The sequence below is a fragment of the Streptomyces cellostaticus genome (assembly GCF_023630175.1).
In the GTDB taxonomy this organism is placed as follows: domain Bacteria; phylum Actinomycetota; class Actinomycetes; order Streptomycetales; family Streptomycetaceae; genus Streptomyces; species Streptomyces cellostaticus_A.
On record NZ_JALLIN010000048.1, the window covers coordinates 18420 to 30805 of the forward strand.

Annotated in this window: 8 protein-coding genes and 4 tRNA genes; 5 read left to right on the forward strand and 7 right to left on the reverse strand. The window is 71.0% G+C overall.

The genetic code is table 11. The annotated features are described in order from the left end of the window. The first annotated feature begins 167 nt into the window (after nt 1-167). Together MXD57_RS25925 and bldC are read left to right on the forward strand one after the other, a co-directional pair. Complete coding sequence (locus tag MXD57_RS25925) at nt 168-1010, forward strand: hypothetical protein (RefSeq protein ID WP_250404445.1); 843 nt, start codon at nt 168-170, stop codon at nt 1008-1010. Between the two features lie 520 nt (nt 1011-1530). Beyond that, nucleotides 1531-1737 carry a developmental transcriptional regulator BldC gene (bldC, locus tag MXD57_RS25930; RefSeq protein WP_003949541.1) on the forward strand — a complete coding sequence of 69 codons (207 nt, stop codon included), beginning with the start codon at nt 1531-1533 and terminating at the stop codon, nt 1735-1737. 463 nt (nt 1738-2200) lie between these two features. Here the strand turns inward: bldC and MXD57_RS25935 are convergent, their stop codons facing one another. The 7 genes from MXD57_RS25935 to MXD57_RS25965 form a co-directional block, all read right to left on the reverse strand. Continuing rightward, nucleotides 2201-2392: a DUF6274 family protein gene (locus MXD57_RS25935; protein ID WP_250404446.1), complete on the reverse strand. Its 192-nt coding sequence runs from the start codon at nt 2390-2392 to the stop codon at nt 2201-2203. A 253-nt stretch (nt 2393-2645) separates the two neighbouring features. After that, nucleotides 2646-2720 (reverse strand) — tRNA-Asp (locus MXD57_RS25940). Between the two features lie 94 nt (nt 2721-2814). Beyond that, nucleotides 2815-6759 carry an ATP-dependent RNA helicase HrpA gene (gene hrpA, locus MXD57_RS25945; RefSeq protein WP_250404447.1) on the reverse strand — a complete coding sequence of 1315 codons (3945 nt, stop codon included), beginning with the start codon at nt 6757-6759 and terminating at the stop codon, nt 2815-2817. 198 nt (nt 6760-6957) lie between these two features. Then, nucleotides 6958-7031 (reverse strand) — tRNA-Phe (locus tag MXD57_RS25950). 24 nt (nt 7032-7055) lie between these two features. Next, a tRNA-Asp gene (locus MXD57_RS25955) sits at nt 7056-7130 on the reverse strand. Between the two features lie 36 nt (nt 7131-7166). Further along, nucleotides 7167-7239: transfer RNA gene (locus MXD57_RS25960), tRNA-Glu, on the reverse strand. Between the two features lie 80 nt (nt 7240-7319). Further along, nucleotides 7320-8876: a metallophosphoesterase family protein gene (locus MXD57_RS25965; protein ID WP_250404448.1), complete on the reverse strand. Its 1557-nt coding sequence runs from the start codon at nt 8874-8876 to the stop codon at nt 7320-7322. An 84-nt stretch (nt 8877-8960) separates the two neighbouring features. Here MXD57_RS25965 and MXD57_RS25970 point away from each other — a divergent pair, with 84 nt between their 5' ends. From MXD57_RS25970 to MXD57_RS25980, 3 genes are all read left to right on the forward strand, one after another. Next, nucleotides 8961-9311 (forward strand): metallopeptidase family protein, encoded by a 351-nt coding sequence (locus MXD57_RS25970; protein ID WP_250404449.1) that lies wholly within the window; start codon nt 8961-8963, stop codon nt 9309-9311. Between the two features lie 93 nt (nt 9312-9404). Beyond that, nucleotides 9405-9914: a hypothetical protein gene (locus MXD57_RS25975; RefSeq protein WP_250404450.1), complete on the forward strand. Its 510-nt coding sequence runs from the start codon at nt 9405-9407 to the stop codon at nt 9912-9914. Nucleotides 9915-10147: 233 nt separating this feature from the next. Continuing rightward, nucleotides 10148-12262 (forward strand): DEAD/DEAH box helicase, encoded by a 2115-nt coding sequence (locus MXD57_RS25980; protein ID WP_250404451.1) that lies wholly within the window; start codon nt 10148-10150, stop codon nt 12260-12262. The last annotated feature ends 124 nt before the right edge of the window (nt 12263-12386 follow it).

The following is a 12386-nucleotide window of genomic DNA, read 5'->3' on the forward strand; positions in this document are numbered from 1 at the left end:
GGGGTGCGGCCCCGTACGGGTGGCGGGGTCGTGGCATGAGCGTAGAGCCTCGGGTCCCTCACCATCCGCGCAGTGTTCAGGATCACTCTCCGGGGCCGTCTACGCACGTATCACCGTGAAACGATTTGGTGTGGTTTCGAGCCCGGCCCGATGGGGAGGGAGCAGGCGTGCCCAAGGTGTCCTCCGTGGTCGTCCCGTATGCCGCGTACCTGCGTGTGTACGAACCGCTGACCGCCTTCCCGGAACCCGAGCGCACCCACTGGGCCCGCTACGCCCGGCGCCCGGACCGTCCCACCTACCAGGACGAACTGCGCCGTTCGCTCGCCGACTTGCTGCCCACCCCACCGGTCCCGGTGCCGGTGCACGAGAGCGGCGACGCCTTCGTGCTGGAGAGTGGCGGGGTGCTCTGCGTATGCCCCTGGCGGACCCGGCTGCGCGGCTGGCTGGCCCTGGCGGGCCTCGGCGAGGAACTGCCCCCGCCGGTGCTGGACGCGGTGCTGCCGCCGGTGGTGCGCCGCCAGGCCGCCCAGGACTACGAGCGCTGGCTGGCCCGCAACCCCGACGCCCGGCCCTGGATCCGCACCGCGACCTGGCAGATCCCGCTGAACTGGTTCGTGCTGGTCGCCGACGGGGAGCGGCGGTACGACGAGGCGTCCGGCGAGGTGCCGGCGATGCTGCGCTACCGCACCCCGATGGTGCAGGCCCGGCGGCGGGTGGCCCGGGCGCTGCGCACGCTGCGGGACACCGTCGAGGAAGGGCCGCTGATCGACGGTCTGGTCGACGTCGGCCGCTGGCTGGAGGAGTTCCACCCGCGCTCGGTGGTCGAGCTGGACTACGGCGGCCTGGTGCACGCCGTGCCGGCCGGCGACCTGGCGGACGACCACTCGGCCGCGGACGTGGCCGACGGCATCGAGGCGCTGCGCCGCGGCGACGGGGCGGCCGCCGGTGAGGCGTACGGGCGGCTGGTGGAGCGGTGGCGGGCGGTGCGGGACCGGCGTTCCGCGAACTGAGTGACGTACGTCACGGTCCGAATCGCCCCGAACAGCGTACGGTCTAGGGCACTTAGACCGCCTGACGGGATGTTGGTACCGGATCCGGGCTTATGTCCCAAGGGTGATGGACAGCACGTACAAGTGCCTTGCCCTGGTTGCCACCCCTCATGCCAAAATAGGACAAGGAGTCCGGGGAGGGCTCCTCCGCTCAACTATGCTCCATCATGAGCGGATTCTCCGCATTGCACGCTATAGGGGGTCTGGTGACTCCTGATCGCCCCCGTGACTGATCGTCACAGTGGCGTGACTGTCCGCTATGGCATGGTCCATCGGCTTCCGTCGCTGATGAACACCTGGGAGGGCAATTCCATCGGTTTGGCCGACGCGGCTGGACAGATGGTGTAGTTGTAGTGCCGAGGACAAGCCGTTCGTCCTATAACCGACTCGACCCGCGTCCACCATTTCGGGCAACGCGGGTCAAGGTGCAGAATTTAGAGGAAAGAACCGAGAAGGTTCGGTTCTCCCGAGGAGGCCGCTCATGACCGCTCGCACCCCTGATGCCGAGCCGCTGCTGACCCCGGCTGAGGTCGCCACCATGTTCCGTGTCGACCCCAAGACGGTCACGCGGTGGGCGAAGGCCGGCAAGCTCACGTCGATCCGTACGCTCGGCGGGCACCGCCGCTACCGCGAAGCCGAGGTCCGCGCACTGCTCGCGGGCATCCCGCAGCAGCGCAGCGAGGCCTGAACAACTGAAAACCGGGCGAAACGGTCGATCCCCCAACTGGCCGAGACGCCCGAACCCTAGCTCCAAGCGACGCGGGACCTGCCCCAACAGGGCCCACGCCCAAGCCGAAGAGAACGTCGTAGGCAGCGCCACAGGGTGCGTCGTAGATCGCGCTGGACTCCGCCGGGTCCAGCGCGATCTTTTTTGTGCGTCCGCCGGGGGTCGGTGCGGCGGTTGTGAGCGTCCTTGTCGGACTCTGGGGAGGGCTGTCGGATCGGCTGTGCGTGCCTCATGCGGGGAGTGCAATTGCACATATTAAATTGACCAGTTGTATGAGGGGGGTAAGTTCCGCGGTTTTCAAAACTCATGCGGTGACTCCCGTCACACGCAAGAGTGCTTGTTGTTCGCGGCTCGCGTGCGCTATTAGGCATCGCGTGCCCCAGTGTCCCCCGCACGCAGGGGTGTTGGGCCCGCCCGGCGGCGATCAGGCGCTGCGCGGCGCCTCGTCCTCCGCGGGCTCCTCGTCCGCGTCCTGGGGGCACGGGCCGGAGTCCATCACCAGCCGCAGCAGGCGGTGGCAGACGGGGCAGTGGCGGGTGAGGTGCCCGTAGGACGAGGCGGCCGAGAGATGCGCCCTCAGCAGCGCCCGTGTCTCGTGCCTGGCCGATGCCGTCATACGCCACCTCCGAAGGCCGCCCGAGGGGAGGACACGCCCTGCCTTCTGGGTACCGACCGAAGGTGGCGCCGTCAAGGGCCCGGGCGGGCCGTGCCGGGCCCGGCGTGGACCCGGGGCGGGCGGAAACGGGGGTCGGCGACGCGGAAGGAAGGGTGCCGCGCGGAGCCTCTTCCCCGGCGGCGGTCCCGGCGGGACTCGCCGCGTCGCACACGACTGAGGGCCGCCCCCGTCGCCGGGGGCGGCCCTCTTGTTGCGGTCCTGACGGGATTTGAACCCGCGGCCTCCACCTTGACAGGGTGGCGAGCACTCCAAACTGCTCCACAGGACCAGGTTTCGCGGCACTTGGTGTTGCGCTGTGCTGCGAGAAGGACTGTACAGGAGGGTGAGCCCCCTGGTCGAACTCACCCACCGTACCCGGTCGGCTACGGAGCGGCCGCGTCGATCGCCTTCACGATCCGCTTGTCCGACACCGGGTACGCCGTGCCCAGCGCGTGGGCGAAGTAGCTCACCCGCAGCTCCTCGATCATCCAGCGGATGTCCAGCACCTGCCGCGGCACCGGCCGCCCCTGCGGAAGCTGCTCCAGCAGCCAGGCGTACTCGTCCTGCATCTCGTGGACCTTCTCCATGCGGGTGGTGTCCCGCTGGACGCCCGTCGGCATCTGCTGCAGGCGCCGGTCCGCGGCCACCAGGTAGCGCATCAGGTCCGGCAGCCGCCGTATCCCCGCCGAGGTCACGAAACCGGGCTTCACGAGGGCGTCCAGCTGCTTGCGGACGTCCGTCAGGTTGGCCAGCAGCGCGGGGCTGCGCACGGCCTTCAGACGGCGCTCACAGGCCTGCCAGGCCGCCAGCACCTGCTGCACCTGCCCGACCGTACGGACCGTCGTGTCGACGATCTCCGCGCGCACCTTGTCGTACAGCTTCCGGTACGACTCCTCGTCCCACACCGGCCCGCCGAAGTCCGCGATCAGCCTGTCCGCCGCCGCCGTCGCGCAGTCGTCGAAGAGCGCCTGCACGGAGCCGTGCGGGTTGGCCGACAGGGCGAGCTTCTGGGCGTTCGTGAGGCGATCGCTCGCGAACTTCGCCGGACTCACCGGGATGTTGCGCAGGATCAGCCGGCGCGTGCCCTTCCACATCGCTTCGGCCTGCTCCGCCTCCGTGTCGAACAGCCGCACCGAGACCGTGTCGCCGTCGTCGACCAGCGCCGGGTAGGCCTTGACCGGCTGGCCCGCCCGGCGCGTCTCGAAGACCCGGGTGAGCGTGCCGATCGACCAGTCGGTGAGACCCGTCCGCTCCAGGGACTCCCCGCCCCGCCGGGAGGTGGTGGCGGCCGCGGCCTGCGAGAGCGCCTCACGGGCCTTCGGCTTCAGCCGCAGCCGCAGCGTCTCCAGGTCCTTGTCCTCGGCGAGCCTGCGGCGCCGCTCGTCGACGATGCGGAAGGTGACCCGCAGATGGTCCGGGACCTTCGACCAGTCGAAGTCCTCCGCGTCGAAGGGCACACCGACCATGCGCCTGAGCTCACGCGCCATCGTCACCGTCAGCGGCTCCTGCAGCGGGACCGCCCGCTCCAGGAACGCCCTGGCGTAGTTCGGCGCGGGCACGTAGTTGCGGCGGACGGGCTTCGGGAGGGAACGGATCAGCTCCGTCACCACCTCCTCCCGCAGGCCCGGGATCTGCCAGTCGAAGCCCTCGTCGGTGACCTGGTTGAGCACCTGCAGCGGGATGTGCACGGTGACGCCGTCCGCGTCCGCGCCGGGCTCGAACTGGTACGTCACCCGGAACTTCAGCGGCCCCTGGCGCCAGGTGTCCGGATAGTCGGCCTTGGTGACCGCCTCGGCGGACTCCCGGATGAGCATCGCCCGCTCGAAGTCCAGGAACTCCGGCTGCTCGTGCCGCTTCCGCTTCCACCACGAGTCGAAGTGCGCGCCGGACACCACGTGTTCGGGCACCCGCTGGTCGTAGAAGTCGAACAGCGTCTCGTCGTCCACGACGATGTCCCGGCGCCGCGCCCGGTGCTCCAGCTCCTCGACCTCGCTGAGCAGCCTGCGGTTGTCGGCGAAGAACTTGTGGTGCGTGCGCCAGTCACCCTCGACCAGTGCGTTGCGGATGAAAAGCTCGCGCGAGGCCTCCGGGTCGATCCGGCCGTAGTTCACCTTCCGCTGGGCGACGATCGGGACGCCGTACAGCGTCACCTTCTCGTACGCCATCACCGCCGCCTGGTCCTTCTCCCAGTGCGGCTCGCTGTACGTCCGCTTCAGCAGGTGACCGGCGAGCGGCTCCACCCACTCCGGCTCGATCTTCGCGTTGACCCGGGCCCAGAGCCGGCTGGTCTCCACCAGCTCGGCCGACATCACGAACCTCGGCTGCCTGCGGAACAGCGCCGAACCCGGGAAGACCGCGAACTTGGCGTTGCGGGCGCCCAGGTACTCGTTCTTGTTGCCGTCCTTCACGTCCTTCATCCCGATGTGGGAGAGAAGGCCGGCGAGCAGGGAGACATGGACGCGGTCGGCCGGCGCCTCCTCCTCGGCGAGGTGGATGCCCATCTGCTTGGCGACCGTGCGGAGCTGGGTGTAGATGTCCTGCCACTCGCGGATCCGCAGGAAGTTCAGGTACTCCTGCTTGCACATCCGCCGGAACGAGCTGGAACCCCGCTCCCTCTGCTGCTCACGGACGTACCGCCACAGGTTCAGATACGCGAGGAAGTCGCTGGTCTCGTCCTTGAACCGGGCGTGCTGCTGGTCCGCCTGGGCCTGCTTCTCCGCCGGCCGCTCCCGCGGGTCCTGGATGGACAGCGCGGCCGCGATGACCATCACCTCGCGGACACAGCCGTTCCTGTCGGCCTCCAGCACCATCCGGGCCAGCCGCGGGTCGACCGGCAACTGGGCGAGCTTGCGGCCGGTGTCCGTGAGCCGCTTGCGGGGGTCCTTCTGGGCCGGATCCAGCGCGCCCAGCTCCTGCAGGAGCTGCACACCGTCGCGGATGTTGCGGTGGTCCGGCGGATCGATGAACGGGAACCTCTCGATGTCACCGAGGCCGGCCGCGGTCATCTGCAGGATGACGCTCGCCAGGTTCGTCCGCAGGATCTCCGCGTCCGTGAACTCCGGCCGCGCGAGGAAGTCGTCCTCCGCGTACAACCGGATGCAGATGCCGTCCGAGGTGCGGCCGCAGCGGCCCTTGCGCTGGTTGGCGCTCGCCTGCGAGACCGGTTCGATGGGCAGCCGCTGCACCTTCGTACGGTGGCTGTACCGCGAGATCCGGGCGAAACCGGGGTCGATGACGTACTTGATCCCCGGCACCGTCAGGGACGTCTCCGCCACGTTCGTCGCCAGCACGATCCGGCGGCCGGTGTGCGGCTGGAAGACCCGGTGCTGTTCGGCGTGCGAGAGCCGCGCGTACAGCGGGAGGACCTCCGTGAACCGGTAGTTCTTCCTGGTGAGGGCGTCGGCGGTGTCCCGGATCTCACGCTCGCCGGACAGGAAGACGAGGATGTCCCCCTTCCCCTCCGCCATCAGCTCCTCGACGGCGTCGGTGATCGCGGTGATCTGGTCCCGGTCGGCGTCGTCGGAGTCCTCCTCCAGCAGCGGCCGGTAGCGCACCTCCACCGGATACGTCCGCCCGCTGACCTCCACGATCGGCGCGTCGCCGAAATGCCGCGAGAAGCGCTCGGGGTCGATGGTGGCGGAGGTGATGACGACCTTCAGGTCGGGCCTGCGCGGCAGCAGCTGCGCGAGGTAACCCAGCAGGAAGTCGATGTTCAGGGACCGCTCGTGGGCCTCGTCGATGATGATCGTGTCGTAGGCGCGCAGCTCCCGGTCGGTCTGGATCTCCGCGAGCAGGATGCCGTCCGTCATCAGCTTGACGAACGTGGCGTCCGGGTTCACCTGGTCGGTGAAGCGGACCTTCCAGCCGACGGCCTCCCCGAGCGGTGTCCGCAGCTCCTCCGCGACCCGCTCGGCGACCGTGCGCGCGGCGATCCGGCGCGGCTGCGTGTGCCCGATCATGCCGCGCACGCCGCGGCCCAGCTCCATGCAGATCTTCGGGATCTGGGTCGTCTTGCCCGAACCCGTCTCACCGGCCACGATCACGACCTGGTGGTCGCGGATGGCGGCCGCGATCTCGTCCTTCTTCTGGCTGACCGGCAGTTGCTCCGGATAGCCGACGGCGGGCACACGGGCGCGCCGCTCGTCCATCCGGGCCTCGGCCCTGGCGACCTCGCCCTCGATCTCGGCGAGGACGGCGGCGCGGGCCTCCGGCTTACGGATCTTGCGCGCGCCTTCCAGCCGCCGGCCGAGCCGGTGCGCGTCGCGCAGCGAGAGCCCGGTCAGACGGGGGGCGAGGGCGCCGAGGGCGGGAGCGGGATGCGTAGACATACGCGGTCCAGGATCTCACCTCACCGAAATCCCTGGCGAACGATTTGCCCGCGGGCCCCGCCGGGGCCCCGCGGGGCCCGCGACCGGGAGGGCCGCCGGGAAGCGGACGGGCTGCCGGCCGCCACCGGCTCGGGGCGCCCGGGGCGGGCGGTTCCAGGAACGGGAAAGGCCCCGATCCGGAGATCGGGGCCTTCGCTGTGGCTGGGGCCGGGGTCGAACCGGCGACCTATCGCTTTTCAGGCGATCGCTCGTACCAACTGAGCTACCCAGCCACGAGGCTTCCGGGGAAGCCTCAGCGGTCCTGACGGGATTTGAACCCGCGGCCTCCACCTTGACAGGGTGGCGAGCACTCCAAACTGCTCCACAGGACCAAGCTTGCGTGCAACAGTGTCGCACACGGTATTGCGTGCCCCCAACGGGATTCGAACCCGTGCTACCGCCTTGAAAGGGCGGCGTCCTAGGCCGCTAGACGATGAGGGCTATCGGCCCGCCTGCGCGCTTCTCAGCGCGTCGGGGACGTGAGAAGCATATGGGATGGCGGCGGGGTTCGCCAAAACGGTTTACGGGGCGGCGGGGGAGGCGGTGCCCGGGCTGGGGGTGGAGCCGGACCGGCGCTGGTCGAAGACGTCCGCCGGGAGGTGGCGGCTGACCTCCGCCGTGGTCAGGCCCAGGCCGCCGAGCCTGATCTCGTCCCAGGCCTGCAGGTGGTGGCTGTCGCGGTCGACGTAGAGGATCGAGGCCTCGATCGGGGCGGGGTACTTGCCCTCCACCGCGCGCAGGCCGCTGCCTCCGGTCGAGCCCTCCATGCGCAGCCGGGTGCCGTACTTCAGCAGTTCGGTGCCCTCGTGGTGCAGGTGGCCGCAGAGCACCAGGGGCACCTGGCCGTCCGTCTCCCGGGCCGCCACGGGTTCGTGGGCGACGGCCACGTCGACCGGGGTGCCGGCCGCCCGCTGGTCGCGCAGGGCCGAGGCCAGGCGGTCGCCGGCGAGCCGCTCGGCCGCGTCGCCGCCGGGGGCCACCGAGCGGTCGGGGGTGTACTGGGGGTCGCCGATCCCGGCGAAGCGCAGGCCGGCGACGGTCCGCGCGTGGCCGTCGTCCAGGACGTGGACGTTCTTCATGCGCTCCAGGTAGCGCTGGGTGGCGCGCGAGTCGTGGTTGCCGCGCACCCAGACGTAGGGGGCGCCCAGGTCGGAGATCGGGTCGAGGAAGCCGTTCTCCGCGGCCGTGCCGTGGTCCATGGTGTCGCCGGAGTCGACGATCACATCGACCTTGTACTGCTTCACCAGCGAGGCGATGATCTTCCAGCTCGCGGGGTTGAGGTGGATGTCGGACACGTGCAGCACCCGGAGGGTGGCCGGGTCCGGCTGGTAGGCGGGGAGGGTGGACGTGACGTCGTAGAGCTTGGTCACGTTGGTGACCAGGCGGGCCAGCTCCTGCTGGTAGACGTCGAAGTCCGTGACGATGCTGCGCGCGTTGCCGACCACGGACGGGGCCGAGGACAGCAGGCCGGAGAACCGCGGTTCGAGGACGGACTTGGGGTTCCAGGTGGCGTACGCGCAGCCGCCGGAGGCCACGAGCAGGGCGAGGGCGATGCCGCCGGCCGCGGCGGCGCGGCGGGGGCGGCGGTAGACGGCGAGGCCGAGGGCGGTGGCGCCGGTGACGACGGCGACGCCGGAGCGCAGGGCCAGGTCGAGGGTGCCGTGCTCGACGTCCCGGGCGACCTCGTCCTGGAGGCCCGAGATGCGTTCGGGGTGGTCGACGAGGGCCTGGGCGCGGGGCGGGTCGAGCTGATCGACGTTGACGTCCAGGCGGACGGGGGCGACGTGGCTGTCCAGGGTCAGGGCGCCGAGCGGGGAGACGTTGATCTTCGTGCCGCCGGTGAGCGAGGGGCGCAGCGCCATGGTGGTGTCCATCGGGCCGACCGGCGCGCGGACGTTGCCGACCACGAGCAGGCCGAGCCAGGCGCCGGCGAGGGCCACGGCGGCGAGGCCGAGGCCCGTCAGCCAGGGGCGGGGGCGGGCGGCCAGTTCGAGGTCGGGGAGGGGCCGGGGGGTTCGGGTGCGGTCGGGTTTGCGGTGGAGCCTGCGGTTCAGGGCTGCGAGGGGGACGCGGACCATTGGGCCCGTATGCCCGCGCTCCGGCACGGATATGCGGCGCTCCGGCTCTCTCCCCCCGGCGGATTCGTACCGGACAATGACCGTGTGCTGGAGATGACGCGCGAGGAGTTCGAGGAACTGGTCGCCGAGGCGCTCGACCGGATCCCCCCAGAGCTGACGCGGCTGATGGACAACGTCGCGGTGTTCGTCGAGGACGAACCGCCGGCCGACGATCCCGAGCTGCTCGGGCTGTACGAGGGGACGCCGCTGACGGAGCGCGGCGAGTGGTACGCGGGGGTGCTGCCGGACCGGATCACGGTGTACCGGGGCCCGACGCTGCGGATGTGCGGGTCCCGGGCGGACGTCGTCGCCGAGACGGAGGTCACGGTGGTGCACGAGATCGCGCACCACTTCGGCATCGACGACGCCCGGCTGCACGCGCTCGGGTACGGGTGAGCCGTCGGGCCGGTTCGGGTGCGGTGCGTGTCCTCTTGCGGGCGGCGGGAGTTGGGGAGGTTGACTCCTTTCCCACCTCCGGAGGTGGCCGCCGTGCGCCGCTTGTACGTACCCGTCCGTCTGGCCGTCACGGTGCTGGCGGTGTCCGTGGCCGCGGGCTGTGTGAGCGTCGGGGACGACGACGGCCGGGCCCGGCCCGCGCACTCGGCGGGGCGGCGTGCCGGTGACGCGCCGGACGGTGCTCCGGGGGGTGGTGGGGGCGGTCTCGGGTACGGCGGTTCGGGGAGTGACGGAAAGCACGAGCGCGGGAGGAAGCCGAAGCCGGGCAAGTCGGCCTCGGCCTCGGCGTCGCCGTCCGAGGAGGACGGTGAGCCGTCGGCGTCCGCGCAGCCGGGGAAGAGCCCGCAGCCGGGGGAGCCGGCGCCGACCAAGGCCGAGCCGTCGCCTCCGGTGACCTCCGCCCCGCCCGAGCCCCCGGTGTCGACGTCGCCGCAGCCGACGACGGAGCCGCCGTCCGCCGAGCCGTCCTCGTCGGCCCACGAGGAGACGAAGGCACAGCTCGCGCAGCGGGAACCGGCGCCCGCGGCGGGGGCGCCGGCGTGAGGCGAGCGGGCGGGGAAGGCCGCTGACCTGTGACTACGGGTCCGGTTTGCCTTCGGGGGTGGTGGGTGCGTATGGTGGTAGATCGTTTGATCCCATTTGCCCGGCGCCACCACAGAGCGCGCCGTGTGGCGCGTACTCTCCCTTACCGTGGCGGACCGCATTGAGGCGGTCGTATGCGAATCACGGAGTTGACGGGCGCGTGCCGAAGAGACTCCGGAAGGTTTCGCATTCGCATGTCCGTGTCCAGTACTGATCAGATCGTCATGCCCGAGAACGAGAACGTCGACAACGAACTCGTGGCCGGGACGACCGAGATCACCGAGGTCACCGAGACCGCTGACACCCCCCAGTCCCCCCAGATCACCTTCGCCGACCTCGGTCTCCCTGAGGGCGTCGTGCGCAAGCTCGCGCAGAACGGCGTGACCACGCCCTTCCCGATCCAGGCCGCGACCATCCCGGACGCCCTGGCCGGCAAGGACATCCTCGGCCGTGGCCGCACCGGCTCCGGCAAGACCCTTTCCTTCGGCCTGCCGACGCTCGCCACGCTGGCCGGCGGCCGCACCCAGAAGCACAAGCCGCGCGCCGTCATCCTGACCCCGACGCGCGAGCTGGCCATGCAGGTGGCCGACGCCCTCCAGCCGTACGGCGACGTCCTCGGCCTGAAGATGAAGGTCGTCTGCGGCGGTACGTCGATGGGCAACCAGATCTACGCCCTGGAGCGCGGCGTCGACATCCTCGTCGCCACCCCGGGCCGGCTGCGGGACATCATCAACCGCGGCGCCTGCTCCCTCGAGGACACCCGGATCGCCGTCCTCGACGAGGCCGACCAGATGTCCGACCTGGGCTTCCTGCCCGAGGTCACCGAGCTGCTCGACCAGGTTCCGGCGGGCGGCCAGCGGATGCTGTTCTCCGCGACCATGGAGAACGAGATCAAGACGCTCGTCGACCGCTACCTGGACAACCCGGTCAGCCACGAGGTGGACGCGGCCCAGGGCGCGGTGACGACCATGTCCCACCACATCCTCATCGTGAAGCCCAAGGACAAGGCGCCGGTCACGGCCGCGATCGCCTCCCGCAAGGGCCGCACGATCATCTTCGTCCGCACCCAGCTCGGCGCCGACCGGGTCGCCGAGCAGCTCCGCGAGGCCGGCGCGAAGGCCGACGCGCTGCACGGCGGCATGACCCAGGGCGCCCGGACCCGGACGCTGGCCGACTTCAAGGACGGCTACGTCAACGTCCTGGTCGCGACGGACGTCGCGGCGCGCGGCATCCACGTGGACGGCATCGACCTGGTGCTGAACGTGGACCCGGCCGGCGACCACAAGGACTACCTGCACCGGGCCGGCCGTACGGCCCGCGCGGGCCGTACCGGCACGGTCGTCTCCCTGTCGCTGCCGCACCAGCGGCGCCAGATCTTCCGGCTGATGGAGGACGCGGGCGTCGACGCCGCGCGCCACATCATCCAGGGCGCCGGCGCCTTCGACCCGGAGGTCGCCGAGATCACCGGCGCCCGGTCGATGACCGAGGTCCAGGCCGAGTCCGCGAACAACGCCGCCCAGCAGGCCGAGCGCGATCTGGCCCAGCTCACCAAGCAGCTCGAGCGTGCCCAGCGCCGGGCCACCGAGCTGCGCGAGGAGGCCGACCGGCTGGTCGCCCGGGTCGCCCGGGAGCGGGGCGAGGACCCGGAGACCGCGGTGGCCGAGGCCCAGGCGGCCGCGGCGGAGGCCGTGGTCGAGGCCGCGGCGCAGCAGCCGGCGGAGCACGCGACCGAGCGTGCGGACCGTCCGGCGGCGTCCGCGCCCTACGACCGTGGTGACCGTGGCGGTCGTGGTTTCGAGCGTCGTGACGACCGTGGTGACCGTGGTGGCCGTGGTTTCGAGCGTCGTGACGACCGTGGTGACCGTGGTGGCCGTGGTTTCGAGCGTCGTGACGACCGTGGTGACCGTGGTGGCCGTGGTTTCGAGCGTCGTGACGACCGTGGTGACCGTGGCGGTCGTGGTTTCGAGCGTCGTGACGACCGTGGTGACCGTGGTGGCCGTGGTTTCGAGCGTCGTGACGACCGTGGTGACCGTGGCGGTCGTGGTTTCGAGCGTCGTGACGACCGCGGTGAGCGCGGTGGCCGCGGCGGCCGTTCCTTCGAGCGCCGTGACGAGCGGGGCGGCTTCCGCCGCGACGACCGCGGTGGTCACCGGGGCAGCGACCGTCCGTTCAACCGCGAGCGCCGCGACGACCGTCCGGGCTTCCGTTCGGCCGGTCACGACCGCCCCCAGGGCCGCCGTGACGACCACCGTGGCACCGGTTCCTTCGGCCGCCGCGACGACAAGCCGCGCTGGAAGCGCAACGGCTGACACCGGATGACCGGCTGAACCCCGGTCCCCACCGCAGACGGCCGCGGGCCCCGGAGCATGCTCCGGGGCCCGCGGCCGTCTGCGGTTCGCGATCCCGGACCCGCCGCGACGTGACGCATGTCAC